This window comes from Acinetobacter sp. ANC_7513 (assembly GCF_056779915.1).
Genome location: NZ_JBWYIW010000002.1, coordinates 156,408 through 171,316 on the forward strand (window position 1 = coordinate 156,408; position 14,909 = coordinate 171,316).

15 protein-coding genes are annotated in these 14,909 nt (G+C 39.0%); 8 read left to right on the forward strand and 7 right to left on the reverse strand.

Going from position 1 to position 14,909, the window contains the following annotated elements; translation table 11 throughout:
- Nucleotides 1–5: 5 nt before the first annotated feature.
- The 3 genes from AC1M9B_RS04690 to AC1M9B_RS04700 all read left to right on the forward strand — a co-directional run bounded on the left by AC1M9B_RS04690 (nt 6) and on the right by AC1M9B_RS04700 (nt 2,757).
- Nucleotides 6–1,121 carry an AAA family ATPase gene (locus AC1M9B_RS04690; RefSeq protein WP_051586508.1) on the forward strand — a complete coding sequence of 372 codons (1,116 nt, stop codon included), beginning with the start codon at nt 6–8 and terminating at the stop codon, nt 1,119–1,121.
- 39 nt (nt 1,122–1,160) lie between these two features.
- A complete protein-coding gene (gene fmdA, locus AC1M9B_RS04695; protein WP_092766540.1) occupies nt 1,161–2,339 on the forward strand; it encodes a formamidase in 1,179 nt (392 codons plus the stop codon).
- Nucleotides 2,340–2,460: 121 nt separating this feature from the next.
- On the forward strand, nt 2,461–2,757 hold the full coding sequence (locus tag AC1M9B_RS04700; protein ID WP_481591968.1) for an FmdB family zinc ribbon protein: 297 nt from the start codon (nt 2,461–2,463) through the stop codon (nt 2,755–2,757).
- 44 nt (nt 2,758–2,801) lie between these two features.
- On the opposite strand, the gene parE is transcribed toward AC1M9B_RS04700, so the two are convergent.
- Together parE and AC1M9B_RS04710 are read right to left on the reverse strand one after the other, a co-directional pair.
- On the reverse strand, nt 2,802–4,682 hold the full coding sequence (parE, locus tag AC1M9B_RS04705; protein WP_481591969.1) for a DNA topoisomerase IV subunit B: 1,881 nt from the start codon (nt 4,680–4,682) through the stop codon (nt 2,802–2,804).
- Between the two features lie 14 nt (nt 4,683–4,696).
- Nucleotides 4,697–5,281: a YqiA/YcfP family alpha/beta fold hydrolase gene (locus AC1M9B_RS04710; RefSeq protein ID WP_035264764.1), complete on the reverse strand. Its 585-nt coding sequence runs from the start codon at nt 5,279–5,281 to the stop codon at nt 4,697–4,699.
- Nucleotides 5,282–5,529: 248 nt separating this feature from the next.
- Here AC1M9B_RS04710 and AC1M9B_RS04715 point away from each other — a divergent pair, with 248 nt between their 5' ends.
- The gene (locus AC1M9B_RS04715; RefSeq protein ID WP_092766543.1) at nt 5,530–6,861 is read left to right on the forward strand and encodes a PGAP1-like alpha/beta domain-containing protein; all 1,332 of its coding nucleotides are present in this window, start codon (nt 5,530–5,532) and stop codon (nt 6,859–6,861) included.
- Between the two features lie 43 nt (nt 6,862–6,904).
- Here the strand turns inward: AC1M9B_RS04715 and AC1M9B_RS04720 are convergent, their stop codons facing one another.
- Nucleotides 6,905–7,405, reverse strand: coding sequence for a disulfide bond formation protein B (locus AC1M9B_RS04720; protein ID WP_092766544.1), 501 nt, complete (start codon nt 7,403–7,405; stop codon nt 6,905–6,907).
- An 18-nt stretch (nt 7,406–7,423) separates the two neighbouring features.
- Entirely contained in the window at nt 7,424–9,001 is a 1,578-nt protein-coding gene (gene gshA / locus AC1M9B_RS04725; RefSeq protein ID WP_481591970.1) for a glutamate--cysteine ligase, read from the reverse strand.
- 212 nt (nt 9,002–9,213) lie between these two features.
- On the opposite strand from gshA, the gene AC1M9B_RS04730 reads away from it, so the two are divergent.
- Genes AC1M9B_RS04730 through AC1M9B_RS04740 form a run of 3 tightly spaced genes read left to right on the forward strand, consistent with a single transcriptional unit; the run spans nt 9,214 to nt 11,688 of the window.
- On the forward strand, nt 9,214–9,753 hold the full coding sequence (locus AC1M9B_RS04730; protein WP_035264779.1) for a DUF924 family protein: 540 nt from the start codon (nt 9,214–9,216) through the stop codon (nt 9,751–9,753).
- 35 nt (nt 9,754–9,788) lie between these two features.
- Complete coding sequence (locus tag AC1M9B_RS04735) at nt 9,789–10,343, forward strand: CC0125/CC1285 family lipoprotein (RefSeq protein WP_481608676.1); 555 nt, start codon at nt 9,789–9,791, stop codon at nt 10,341–10,343.
- Nucleotides 10,344–10,380: 37 nt separating this feature from the next.
- A complete protein-coding gene (locus AC1M9B_RS04740; RefSeq protein ID WP_481591972.1) occupies nt 10,381–11,688 on the forward strand; it encodes a DUF445 domain-containing protein in 1,308 nt (435 codons plus the stop codon).
- A 187-nt stretch (nt 11,689–11,875) separates the two neighbouring features.
- Here AC1M9B_RS04740 and thrH read toward each other — a convergent pair whose 3' ends face one another.
- The 3 genes from thrH to AC1M9B_RS04755 are packed head-to-tail and all read right to left on the reverse strand — an operon-like array spanning nt 11,876 to nt 13,903.
- The gene (gene thrH, locus AC1M9B_RS04745) at nt 11,876–12,508 is read right to left on the reverse strand and encodes a bifunctional phosphoserine phosphatase/homoserine phosphotransferase ThrH (RefSeq protein ID WP_092766549.1); all 633 of its coding nucleotides are present in this window, start codon (nt 12,506–12,508) and stop codon (nt 11,876–11,878) included.
- Between the two features lie 12 nt (nt 12,509–12,520).
- Nucleotides 12,521–13,129 (reverse strand): LysE family translocator, encoded by a 609-nt coding sequence (locus AC1M9B_RS04750; protein ID WP_035264787.1) that lies wholly within the window; start codon nt 13,127–13,129, stop codon nt 12,521–12,523.
- Nucleotides 13,130–13,132: 3 nt separating this feature from the next.
- Nucleotides 13,133–13,903, reverse strand: coding sequence for a 2OG-Fe dioxygenase family protein (locus AC1M9B_RS04755; RefSeq protein WP_035264789.1), 771 nt, complete (start codon nt 13,901–13,903; stop codon nt 13,133–13,135).
- Between the two features lie 97 nt (nt 13,904–14,000).
- On the opposite strand from AC1M9B_RS04755, the gene AC1M9B_RS04760 reads away from it, so the two are divergent.
- The gene (locus AC1M9B_RS04760) at nt 14,001–14,873 is read left to right on the forward strand and encodes a LysR family transcriptional regulator (protein ID WP_035264791.1); all 873 of its coding nucleotides are present in this window, start codon (nt 14,001–14,003) and stop codon (nt 14,871–14,873) included.
- Nucleotides 14,874–14,909: the final 36 nt, after the last annotated feature.

The window sequence follows — 14,909 nt, forward strand, 5'->3', positions numbered from 1 at the left end:
CGAACATGACATTTGCCAGTGACCGTATACATGCCAATCAGGAAAGTTTGGCAAAACAACGCTATGACATGCAAAGCAAGGAATGTATTGCACGTACTTCCCGATTCAGTTTTGAACCAGATGCCGTGATGACCCATCTACGTGAACATATTATTGGACAAGAAGCCGCACTTGATGAAATTGAAAATATGCTCACCACAGTGAAAGCAGATTTTAACGCAGCTCATCGTCCTTTAAGTGTCACACTGATGTTAGGTCCTACCGGTGTAGGAAAAACTGAAACAGTCCGCCTCATTGCTGAAGCGATACACGGTAAAGCTGATGCATTCTGTCGAATTGATATGAATACATTGGCACAAGAGCATTATGCAGCCGCCCTGACAGGTGCCCCACCAGGCTATGTCGGCTCTAAAGAAGGAAATACTTTATTCGATGAAGCCCTGATTCAAGGGAGTTTCTCCAAACCTGGCATTGTTCTCTTTGATGAAATTGAAAAAGCCAGTACTGAAGTCATTCGAGGGCTACTCAATGTGCTTGAAACAGGAACTTTAAAATTAACTGCGGGTACAAAGGTTTTAGACTTTAAAAACTGCATGATTTTTATGACGAGTAATGTGGGTGCCAAAGATGCTCAAAAGCGTCTGAAACAACTCAGTCAATTACCAAAACCACTCCAGAATTTAGCCAAGCATTTGAAATTAGATGACAGTGAAATCACGACAAAAGCACTCGATAAAAAGTTTGATCCTGAGTTTCTAAATCGAATTGAGCGAATCTTACATTATCAGCCAGTTGAATCTGATTTTGCTGCAACCTTAGTCCAACTCGAAATTGACAAAATGAACCAACGTCTAAAAAAGCAAAGTCGAACCATTGCTTTGACCGATGCTGCCATTCGATTCCTGAGTTCAGGACATGATGTTCGATTTGGTGCTCGGGGTTTAAGCCGTCGTTTTAAAGTGTTAGTTGAACCTGCACTCGCGAAAGCTTTTCTAAACAACAAGCACATTAGTGAATTCATCATCGATTACGACAATACGAAGCTTCAAATTCAGATGATTGAGCCTGCAGTGAAACAACTTGATCCGTTACTGATACACGAAGCATCACAACAACACTGAGACCTAAACTTTATTTGACCTCAATACAGGGGATACATTATGCAACATATTAAAATCAAACCAGGAGTTCCACTTGCGGAGCAAGCCGAAATTGGTCACAACCGTTGGCACCCAGACTTACCTTTTCTGACATCAGTAAAACCTGGTGAAGAAATTCTGATTGAAAGTTTGGATTTCCTTGACGCACAAATTAAAGATACTGACGATATTTCTGATGTTAAAAATGTGGATTTAACACGTGCTCATCCTTTAACAGGTCCATTCTATGTTGAAGGTGCAGAACCAGGTGATTTGTTGGTCATTGATCTACTAGACATTCAACCGATTTCTGATGTGGGTTTTTCGGGTGTTTTTGCCAAGGAAAATGGTGGTGGCTTCTTGGCGGACTATTTCCCAGAGGCAGATAAAGCCATTTGGGATTTGAAAGGTTTATTTGCAACTTCACGTCATATCCCTGGTGTACGTATTGCAGGATTAAAACATCCTGGCTTGATGGGAACTCTACCATCACATGATTTACTGAAAGAATGGAATCGCCGTGAAGCATTGCTCGTTCCTAAAGGTCAGGCAAACCCTCCTGATCCACGTACAGCCGTTCTGCGTGGTGTGAAAGGTCCAGAATTTGATCGTATGGCGGCTGAAGCTGCACGCACAGTTCCTCCACGTGAACATGGGGGTAACACAGACATTAAAGACCTTGCTGCAGGAAGCCGTATTTACTTCCCTGTTTATCAAAAAGGTGCTGGCTTCTCAATGGGCGACCTCCACTTCTCACAAGGTGACGGTGAAATTGGTTTCTGTGGTGCGATTGAAATGGATGGCGTTACACGTGTCGGTTTCGATTTAATCAAAGGTGGAATGGAAAAATACAATATTGATTCACCTATCTTTGTTCCAAGCAATGTACGTCCAAATTATGATCAATGGCTGACTTTCGAAGGGATCAGTGTTGAAGATGGTGTAAATCACTATCTCGATGCGACAGTGGCTTACCGCCAAGCATGTTTAAAAGCTATTAAGTATCTTGAAAACTTTGGCTTTACTGGGTCACAAGCCTACATGTTACTTACCGCTGCACCGGTTGAAGGTCGTATCGGAGGTATTGTAGATATTCCAAACTGTGCATGTACCGTCTCACTCCCAACCTCCATTTTTGAACAAAATATCTTGCCGCAAGGTGCTTTAAATGACGATAAATTTTGGGGGCATAAACGCTAATTAGCGCATTATTGTTGTTACAGGTTTCACCATTTTACGGGGTAGCTTGAGTAAGCATGCGAGCTACCTCCTTTTTAACTTTTAAACATGCGCATGCTTAAAAATAAGTAGGAGCACGACCATGCCATTATACGATTTCCGCTGTGATCACTGCGAAGGAATTTTTGAACAACGTGTGCCTATTTCTAGGATTGCAACTGACACCATCGAATGTAAATACTGCCAACAACAAACCTTAGCAAAACCGATGATAACTGGCAGACAACAAATCAACATGAAGACCAAATGGCGCCCAGGGTCAGGCGCAGAACAACTTGCAGGACCTTTAGTCGGCGGTCCAGGTACCAATAAAAATAGTGCGCGCAGTTCAGTGCTACACAATTGTCGTGGTGTGAATTGTTCACTCTGTGAAGTATAAAAAAGCCCGCAGATGCGGGCTTTAATGCTCGTGTCTACGGACAATTAAACGACTAATTCAGCTAAGTTGCCTTTTTGTTCCAACCATTCTTTACGATCACTTGCGCGTTTCTTGGCTAATAATTTATCTAATAAACCTGAAGTAAAATGCACATCATCCAAATCTAGTTGCACCAAACGACGAGTATTGGGATCCAATGTTGTTTCACGGAGCTGACTTGCATTCATCTCACCCAAACCTTTAAATCGTGTGATTTGTGGGGATTTAGTTTTGGCTTTTTTCAATATGCCTTCTAATTCTGCTTCATCAAGCGCGTAATGCACATCTTTACCGTCATCAATACGGAATAAAGGTGGCATCGCAACAAATAAGTGCCCTGCTTCAACTAGACTTGGGAAGTGCTTCACAAATAATGCACATAGCAAAGTCGCAATATGTAATCCATCTGAGTCTGCATCGGCAAGAATACAGATCTTGCCATAGCGAAGTTCAGACAAATCATCAGAACCCGGATCGACTCCTATTGCGATTGCAATATTATGAACCTCTTGAGAAGCAAGTACTTCATCTGAAGAGACTTCCCAAGTGTTTAAAATTTTTCCGCGGATCGGCATAATCGCTTGGAAATTCTTATCACGCGCCTGTTTAGCAGATCCTCCAGCAGAATCACCTTCCACAATAAATAGTTCTGACTCTTCCAAACTATGTCCCACACAATCAGATAATTTGCCTGGTAAAGTTGGACCTGAAACGATTTTTTTGCGCTCAACTTTCTTCGCTGCTTTTAAACGACGTCCCGCTTTTGAAATCGCCATTTCAGCCAATTGCATTGCAATTTCAGAGTTTTGATTCAACCATAAGGCAAAAGCATCTTTGGCGATGTTCTGTACAATCCCAGAGGCTTCACGACTTGAAAGACGCTCTTTGGTTTGACCTGAAAATTGTGGCTCTTGAAATTTCAAAGACAGAATATAGTTCACGCCATCCCACACATCTTCCGCTGAAAGCTTCATATTACGTGGTAAGAGATTACGTAACTCACAGAACTCACGGATCGCATCCGTCACACCTGAACGAAGACCATTCACATGTGTGCCACCTTGCGCCGTTGGAATCAAGTTCACATAAGATTCTTGAATGCTCTCTCCGCCTTCAACATTCCAACAAATCGCAAACTCCGCACTGGCACGTTCCGCGTCACCTGTAGCGACAAATGCAGGCATAGGGATGATTTCACGATCTTCTAATTCATCCATCAAATAATCGACGAGACCATTTTCAAACTGCCAAGTGATTTTTTCGTCGTTAATTTCATCAACATAATTGATTTGTAAGCCAGCAGCTAATACCGCCTTCGCTTTTAAATTGTGTTTAAGTGCCTTTAATGCAAATTTAGGTGAATCAAAATATTTCGCTTCAGGCCAAAAGTGAACTGAGGTACCCGATGCACGTTTAGGGGCTTTACCTTCCAGAACTTCAAGTGGTGCCGTTGCTTCACCTTGCTCAAAGGCCATTTTGTATAAATTACCTTGGCGCTGAACTTGAACTTCCACACGTGTGGAAAGCGCATTTACAACAGAAATACCAACCCCGTGCAAACCACCAGAGAATTGATAATTATCTGTGCTGAATTTCCCACCTGCATGCAGTTTAGTCAGAATAATTTCAATGCCGCTTTGACCATATTCAGGATGAATATCAACTGGCATACCACGCCCGTTATCTTCTACTGACAATGAACCATCTTTATACACAGTCACTGTAATTTTATTCGCGTGTCCTGCCAATGCTTCATCGACCGCATTATCAATGACCTCTTGCGCCAAATGGTTTGGACGTGTGGTATCGGTATACATGCCTGGACGACGGCGTACAGGATCTAAACCAGATAAGACTTCAAGGGATTGGGCCGTATATTGAGACACGTTGAATTGTTTCCTTATTTTAAGCTGTCAGCTAAAAACTGATATACCAAGGGTATTTTATCCGCGAAATCATCCATCGCGTGATTGCCATATGTTTCTGTAATGAGGAACGCTTGATGACCATCGCAATTATAATAACGTTCCGCTTCACGATAATCCAAAACTTCATCACCTTGTTGTAACAAGACCAAGATTTTGTCTGCATCTTGCACAAACGGAACTGCCATATGCTCCAATTGATCAAGCTGAGCTTCATCTAACGACCAATTCGCAGTGACTGGATAAGGAAACTGCGCCGTTGAAAACAAGTTTCTAAATAATTTCCATGGTTGCATAGCGGGATTAATCAGTACAGCTGCGACTCCATGTTTCGCGGCAAGCTGCGTCGCATAAAATCCACCTAAACTGCTCCCAATCAAAACGACATTTGACATAGACTCGATGAGCGTCGAAATCGAAGTAATGACCTGATCAGGCGGCATATTTAAATCGGGCAAATGCACTTGTACATGTTCATGTCTTTCAAAATACTGACGAATCAGTTGCCCTTTAATCGAAAAAGGACTACTTTGAAATCCATGTAGATAGATAATATTCATGAACTGATTAATTGCATTTTCCTCAAAATTGTTCTAATTTTTATTGTGAATCAGATCACATATTTGTTTCTCTTTTGTACGATAACAAATATTGTCAGACAAAAAAATTAGAGCCGATCTGAAATCAAAGTTATCTTAAAAATTGTTCGGGATGAACAACATAAGATAAATACAAGGAATTTTATACAGTGATCATTGCTAAAAATAAAGTGTCTTTAGATGATCATGCACTATCAGGATAAGACTAGATGCCGAGTTTAACGCCACTACATGAAACCTATTGTAAATGGGATCGATCTCCTCCGAGTCAGGCCGATGTGCTTGAAGGTTTGGCACAACTGGTCAGCACTCCAATCAACCTTGCTGTTCAAAATCTCATTCAATCACTTCAACGTGAAGTGCTCTTAACCGTATTTGGTTTAAGTAAAAAAACATCAAAAGAATTTCAAAAAAAAACCTACGTTCGAAAGTTATATCAATTTTCATATGACACGCTTCTAAATTACGGAAATTATTTGGTCGCACCAGCCCTGCGCAAAATCATTGATCAATTTCCGAAACTCCATGATAAACCCCTCACGCCAAAAATGATTTTTTTGGTCAGTGCTCTTAATGGCGTGATTGGCGACTATTTACTCAAAAATCAAAATCCGTTGGCGATTACCAGTAATCTGTATGATCACTATGGAGAGTTACAACAGGGTGACCTGTCAGGTCGTGTCGTGATCTTTTGCCATGGTCTGTGCATGAATCATCTTGATTGGACCAATCGCAACTATGGCGGTATTGGTGAAAAACTGCTTGCACAACGCGACAACAACACCATGCTTTATTTGCATTACAACACTGGGCGCAGAATTTCAGCGAATGGTCGTTCGTTGGCCAATATGCTTGAAGACTTGGTAAAGCGCAATCCACGTATCACCAGCCTTGATTTAATCGGTCACAGTATGGGTGGTTTGGTTTCTCGAAGTGCTTTGTTTTATGGTAAACAAAATCTCCATCAATGGTTTCACATGGCAGAGAATTTGGTCTGCTTAGGTTCTCCACATCATGGTGCGGTTCTAGAACGTATTGGCTTTGCCGTTCAAGAAAAAATTGGACACTTTCCCATCATCAAGTTAGCCAGCCACATTGTGAATATTCGCAGTGATGGTATTTTGGATTTACGCCATGGTAGTGTCCGTGATGATGACTGGGAACACAATCACGCTCGTATTGGCATGATGGATGATAATCGTAAACCTGCACCGCTGCCTTCACATATCAATACATTCTTAGTAGCTGGAACAATTGAGTTTGAAAATCGTAAAAATCGTACACTTAAAGTCATTGGCGATTACTTAGTGAGTGTGCAAAGTGCTTTGGGTGAGCATCCAAATCCGCGATTCCAACTGAAATTGCCAGAATCACATAAAGCGGTGTTCTACGGGCTCAATCATATGGAAATTCAATACCATTCCAGTGTTGCTGAGCAAATCGTTAAATGGTTCTATCCACATCACGATGAATTAGCTGAAGAGCAAATCCGTAAATATTTAATCAAATTAGAAAGCATGGAAGGAATCGTAGAAACCTGACCATCTTCAATAAAAAAGCCAACTATTAGTTGGCTTTTTTATATTAAGCAGAATACTTTCTGAATAACTGCCAAATCGAGATGATCACCAAAATACTAAAAAATACCAAAGACCACACAGGTAAAGACTGACCTAGGAAAGTCCAGTCTACTACCGCACATTCGCCTGATCCTGACAGCACTTGTTGAAGCACTGTTTTAAGCGGCAAAGCATCTACCAAATAATCTAAACCAGGCCCACAACTTGGCACTTTATCTGGAGGTAAACTCTGCAGCCAGACATGACGTGCAGCAACACCCGCTGACCATAAAATCGATAATGTCCCTAGGAAAGCATATACTCGTTTTAAACCATTACGGACGGGATTGTGTAGAAACGCAATAAAAGAAATCAGCCCCAATCCGATCAGACCTAACCGTTGAAATACACACAATGGACAAGGTTCAAGACCTTGGACATGTTCGAGATACAACGCGAAGGCCATTCCAATCACGCTGGCTATAAACAACAGGCCACTCACCATGCGGTAATTTTGCCACTGCATATACTTTCCTCAATATTTTTATCGATATGCTTTTAGATATTCTTTAAAGCTTAAACTAGACTCTGCTTCTAACTGTTGTTGCTGCTCAAGTGATTGCACTGTAAGTTGTTCAAAATAGGTGACTTTATCCTGAGATAACACATAATTTTGATAATGATCAGCATGTTGATGCGCGAGCACACTACCTAAGCTCCAAGTACCACTATGTTTTAGTGTATCTTCTACTATTTTCGCAGAGAAGGTTTCATCCACTTCATCTACTCGTAATTGCATAATTTGCATTGCATCAGAATACAACGAGGTCGAGTGAGCTTGATCTAACGTTTCTGCTAAAGGCTGCATCTGTTTGAGATATTTATTTGCCCATGTCTCAATTTCAATTGATTGACCATTTTCAACAATGGCAGCATTTGGCGCACGTCCACGATTCACAACTTCTTGCTGGTTTTGTTCAATCACTTCAAGTTCATCATCTAGCAGTTCAGGACTGTCTTTTAATAAACAATAAAGCGCTAATACCTCAAGGAATCCTGCAGTATCTTCATTGATACCAATAGGGCTGTATGGATTCACATCTACTGCGCGTAATTCAACATACCCTACCCCACGGTTTGCTAATGCATCAGATGGTGTTTCACCAGACTGTGGTACTTGTTTAGGACGTACAAGACTATAGTATTCGTTTTCAATTTGCAGTACGTGATCATTAATTTGGATCGGCTCACCCGCTTCGTCATCTAATCCCAAACGACTGAAAGCAGCATAAGATGTTTTCACCGCCTTTTGTAAACCTGCTAAATATCCTTTCAAATCATTGTAATGAATACCTAACTCTTTCTGCGCCGAGTTTTGATATCCAAAGCGCCCCATACGCAATGCAGTGGCATATGGCAAATACAATGTTCCCTTAATTAAAGGCAATAAATGATGTTCACGACCCGTCATAAAACAACGACAGACCGATGGGCTTGCACCTATCAAAAACATAACCAATGGGGTTAAACGAATGAAATTTCGAATTAAAGCGAAATATCGATGGCTGCGATAATCCTGCAAACTGAGCTGTTTTAAAGCTTCATCTTGCTCGTTTGCTTGCAACTGCTCAAACAACGCATCAGGGAATGAAACATTGTAATGTACACCTGAAATCGTCTGCATACGACGACCATAACGTACACCTAAACCACGACGGTATAAGGTTTTGAATTTACCAATATTGGACGAGCCATATTGCGCAAGACGAATACTTTCTTCTTCATCATCCAACATACATGGCATCGACATTGGCCATAGCTTTTCACCATCTTCTAGATGTCGATGAGTGAAAGCATGAATATCTTCTAAGTAGCTTAATGCTTCAGGAATTGAAGATTGAGGAGGCGTAATAAACTCAAGTAAGGCTTCAGAATAATCTGTCGTAATATGAGGATGAGTTAACGCAGAGCCTAAACCCTTAGGATGATCTTTCTGGGAGATAAAGCCATCACTTTGCATCCTTAAGCTTTCGCGCTCAATGCCTCGTAACATACCTTTAAACACCGACGAATCCACCCAATTTGGTAAAATTGTTTCAGAGAGCGCTTCGGGTTGACTCATTACTTACTCGCTTATCTAGAAGAACGACTGAGATAAAAAATTATTGATTTATATCAAGTATACCGTGATTTATATTCCCAAATGCAGTTTGCATATACATTTCAGTTGGATAAACCTTTTATTTTGGCAAATTTTTAACACAATCTTAGTCTTTAAGACATCTGAAATTTGTGATTTTATTGCAGAATAAATGCTAACAAACTGTAAAGAATATGAATTATCACAACGTTATAGATTTTTGGTTCAGTGCTGAAACTCAACCACATTGGTTTGCGAAAAGCGATGCTTTCGATCAACTTATTCAAGCGCAATTTGGTCACACCATCCAACAAGCTGCCGCAGGCGAACTATGGACATGGCGGGAAACTGCTTTAGGACGCTTAGCAGAAATCATTGTCTTGGATCAATTTTCTCGTAATGTTTATCGTGGCAAAGCTGAATCTTTTGCCCAAGATCCATTAGCACTTGGGCTAGCTCAAGAAGCGGTTCGTCTTGGTTTAGATCTCGAACTGGAACCTGAACAACGTAGCTTCTTATATATGCCTTTCATGCATAGCGAATCAAAAATCATTCACACTCAAGCGCTTCGTTTGTTTGAGGCATTAGGCAACCCTGTAAATTTAGACTTTGAGAAAAAGCATCAAGTCATCATTGAACGTTTCGGCCGCTATCCTCATCGTAATGAAATTTTAAATCGTCTCTCTACACCTGAGGAAATAGAATTTTTAAAACAGCCAAACAGTAGCTTCTAAATTGATATTGATACAACAGACTTCAGGAGAGCGAAATGAAGAACTTATGCATGATTTTGGGATTATCTGGCATGATCCTGCTGTCTGGTTGTGTCACGACGCCAAGTAAACCGCCTACATTTGATCAGCTTGGGCAATTCGCAACTATTCCCTTGAACCAATCAACGTATCGTATTAGTTTTCAAGGCTCATCCAACATGAGCTATGGTACAGCTGAAGAAATAACCTTACTTAAAGCTGCACAAACAACGGTCAAACAGGGCTTTCATTTTTTTAAAGTCCAAGATGATCCAAGCAATCGCACACAACAACCACCTCGTCAAGCTGTGGTTTATTCCAATCCTTACCCGTATGGTTATGGATATCGTAGACATCCTATGTTCTTTGATCCTTTTTATGATCTGCCACAGGTGGTCAGTTTAGAGCTAGTTCAAGTAGCCTATACCATCACCTGTTTTAAAGATCAAAAAACAGCACCTCAAGATGCTTTTGATGCACGTTTAATTTTACAGGCCTTAGGGTCTAAATATGGTTTAAGTGCTACAGGCGACATACTGCCTGTACAAACACAGCCTTCTCAATCACAATAAAATAATATTAATACAACAGCTTACATAGGAATTATGCATGAGTGTATCACCAACAATGACTACCCCTAGTCTGGATCGAAGCAAACGGTTTGCCATGATCGCACTGGTTGTCGCTGTATTGGCTTGGATATCGCTCATGGTGGCTGCCAAAATTTTTCCAGAATATGTTTGGCTTATTCATATTTTAATGTTGTCTGCTGAAGCAGGTGTGGTTGGTGGTTTAGCAGATTGGTATGCCATTACGGTTTTGTTTCGGAACCCATTCGGCCGTATCCCTATTCCTAAGTTTTTAAAAGATCACACCGAAATTATTCCACGTAACAAAGCGCGTATTGCAGAATCCATGGGACGTTTTGTTCAAGAAAACTTCCTATCGCCACAGATTGTGGCAAAAAGCTTGAGTCAAACAGATGTGAGTTTGGCAGTAGGACAATGGCTAGCCAATCCAGATAACAATCGTCAAGTGACTCAAGTGATTCAACAGACAGTGCCTAAAGTTTTTGAGTTTGTTGGACAAGAACAAGTCGGTAGGTTTATTCAAACTAACAGTGTGCAATGGGTAAAGAACACTCAAATCAATACCCTGGCCAGTGAAATGATTCGTGCCGTATTAGAAAATGACTTCCACCAAGATGTTTTACAACGTGGTCTCGATGTTGCGCACGGTTGGGTGACTTCACATCCTGAACAAACTCGGGAGCTAACCCGCACCCTATTTAAAGAACTCGGAGTGTGGCGTTTAGCCAAAGGCGCAAGTTGGATCGGTATCGATGTTCAACAAAGAACGATTGACTCTTTAATAGAGCGTGTCGAGTCAATGTTGGCAGATCCAGAGCATCCATGGCGTCAAAAAATTGAGAGTATTGCACAGCATTTAATGACTGAACTCGCAAATCCTGAAAGTCAGGCGAGTCTTAAATTAAATGAAACTAAAAATGCATTGTTAGATAGTCCTCAAGTTTTAAATTTTATTACTGGTGCCGTCGTCATTCTGTGCAATGCCATTCGTGAAGATTTGGAGAAAGCAGATTCAGGTATAGCTGAAAATTTACGTGTTGCGATTCAACAAGTCGGTCAAAACATCATTTCCAATCCTGCATTACGCCAATTATTAAATGAAAAAATGAGTTCAATGGCAGTCAATCTCAGTGATCAATACAGCGAAAAAGTCATTTTATTTATCAGTGAACGCATTCACGAATGGGACTCACGAGAAATGATCGATAAAATTGAAAATGAAGTCGGTGGTGACTTACATATGATTCGCGTCAACGGTGTTGTCGTTGGTGCATTTATCGGTTTAGTGTTAGGGATCATCCGAGCAGCAGTTGAATTTTTGATTTAACTTAGAAATGAAATTTAAATTTGGTCGCTGACTAAAATTGAATTCATTGTGAATTGACGTCATCAAAAAGCCCATTTCTGCATGAATGGGCTGTATTTATTATTCTTAATCCATTTAAAGAACTAAGCTATCACTAGAGTCATTCCTATCTGCTTCATCTTATATAAACCATAATAATATTATAAGGTTACATAATTTTTTTACGATTTAAATGTGAAATAATATCTTGATAAGAGTCTACTTTACAAAAATAAGCTGGGGAGTTCTTTCTCACGTCTTCTGAGGGTTGAAATAAAAAACCATAATCAACTAAATGCAACATCGAAAAATCATTGAATGCATCACCGATCGCAATACTATTGGTCATTGAAACGTTTTCTTTTTGGAACTTTACAATAATTTCATGTTTCCCTTTATCTCGTGTATACAGAACATTTTCTATAAATCCATCTGGTCCAATTTCTAAGTGATGACAATATGTATTTTTAACAGGAAGATTTAATTTTTCAAAAAAGGGAAATAAAAACTCATAAAAGCAATCTGAAATAATGTTAACTTCAAAATTTTCAGCCTTTTGCAAATATTCTAAAAACTCCTTAGCATCTGGAATGACATCCAGTTCTTTAATGTCATCGATTAATTGTTTTAAAGGAATTTTATTTTCTTTCAGTAAATTAATTCTAAATTCCATCAGAGACTTATAGTCTGCGACTTCTCGAGTTGTAATCGCCAACTCTGGGATATTGTATACATTTGAGAAGTGTTTCCATATTTCAGGGACAAGAACACCTTCCATATCGATAAAAGCCATCTTTTTCATATTGCTACCCTATTATTGAAATTTAGCAAACAGAAGTGCTATCCCTAGCAGACATAATACAGTTCCAATCACTCTGTTAATCTGTACTTGCTTAGCTAACATTTTCTGTCTTAAAACAATCGATGAAAAAAGCAAAGCCACCAATCCAAACCATAAAAAATGAGCAAAAGACATAAATAGCCCATAACCGACCAGAATCGCTTTCGGCGTACTCACACTGATGATCTGAGTGTATGTACTAATCACAAATAAAGTCGTTTTAGGATTAAGTGCATTGGTGAAAAAGCCATATTTCACTGCTTGAAAAGGATTAATTGCAGCAGTTGATGACGTCTCGACAACCGGACTTTGTACAAAAGTTTTATAACCGATATAGATGAGATAGATGGCTCCAATATACTTCACAATATTTAGAATTTGAGGTGTATACGCCATGACAAATGCGACAGCAATAAGCGTATAAGTCACATGAATCAAAACACCTAAAGAAATTCCCAGTGAAGTGAGAACACCTATCCTTCTACCATATAAGTAACTGTTTTTTGTCACGATAGCAAAATCAGCACCAGGACTCACAACAGCGAGTATGGTGATGAGAATAACTGCTATAAACTCACCCATTCATTATGCCTTTTTAAACGTGATCACTAATACATCTCTTAATCCAGTATCACCCAACGTAAAATCATTGACTTTGATTTCCGTTACGCTGTGATAGACCTGATGATCATCCACAAGTGCGATATCTAAAAAATTTTCAAGCATAAATTCTGCTTTCAAATTCTTATTTAAGTCATAAATTCGGGTCATTCCACCCTGAACATTTTGACGGTTGATCATGGCCATTAAAACGAAATCCACCCCATCTCGATGTATCCCCTCAGGGGTTGGCTTACCACTATCGTTAAATTTTGCTTCAATGCGAAATTGATGCGCTTCGATAAACCAATTTTCAGTTTCAATTTCTGAAAAGGTGAGATATGCGAATTGTAGTAAATTTCTAAAAATTGGATTTTCAATTGTATTTTTATCAATCTCTGAAAAATATCTCGCAATTCCACCATTCAAAGTGTTGTATTCAATCGTCTGAAAATGAGGAATATAAGAATTTTTCAGTAAAATTTTATGCTTATCATTAATAGTAAAAGTTGCATGTTTTCTTGTTCGATATTTACCTTTATCCGACATAAATTGATCTAAATCTAGAGCGTTCCAACTGTCTATAAAATCACTGACATCTTGCTCATTAACATCGTGAAAATTATTATTTTTCTGTATTTCTTGGAATGTATTTAAATCAATAAACGCATAACCCTTTTTGATTATCTCTTTTGAATATGTGTATTCATGGAGATGCTGCTTGTTAAATGGACTGAATTTTAATATATTTTCCATTGTATTAGCTTTATTTTGCTTTTGGTAATCTTCATTTTGAACAAAAGTTAAAAAAATAAAATCAATAAAATCGACTAAAAATATATGAGTTTTTGGAATGATAGAAAAAATATCTTTGAATTCACTGAAGTTTTTTTATTTTGTCGCTAAATACAGCAGTGTCACGATTGCAGCAAAGAAATTATTTGTTACGCAAAGTGCCGTCAGTAAGCAAATTTACAATCTCGAAGAAATATTAAATATCACATTATTTGAACGACGAAATAAAACCTTGATACTCACCAAAGAAGGAGAAACTCTTTTTCATTGCGCTCAGAATATTTTCAATCAATTGGATGATTGTTTAATTGGACTAACTCAAAATAAAACTGAAAACAAACAATTGGTACTGTCCTGTGAACCAACCATTTCGATGAAGTGGTTAATTCCACGACTTGTTGAATTTAAAAAACTTGGACATGATTTTGAAGTGGTTTTGCTCACAGGTGGTGGTGTAGTCGACTTTGAAAAAGATAATATCGATATCGCAATACGAAGAAATGATTTTGAATGGGGATCGCATCTGTTTAGTGAGAAAATTGGCGATGAATATATTGTGGCAGTCCAAGCATCTCACCACCCTAAAACCAAAGAATTGTTAATTTCTAAATCACGCCCTTATTTTTCAAAAAAATTACACCAATTGGATGAACTCAAAGATATTCTGAAGAAACATTCCAAAATAGAATTAGAGCATTTTTACTTATGTTTAGAAGGCTGCTTGGCTGGCCTAGGAAAGACGATCATTTCTATCTACATGATTGAAAAAGAATTAGAGCTCAAGTCTGTAAAAAAAATAACACCAATTCTTCAGGATGGTTCTGCCTATTATCTACTGTCCCATACTAGATTTATTGAAGATCCTCGGAAGATTATTTTTTTAAATTGGTTAAAAAATGAAATGAAGCAAAGTCAGATCAATCATTTTTAACATGAGATCACATAGATCATCTAAGGTTTTAAACTT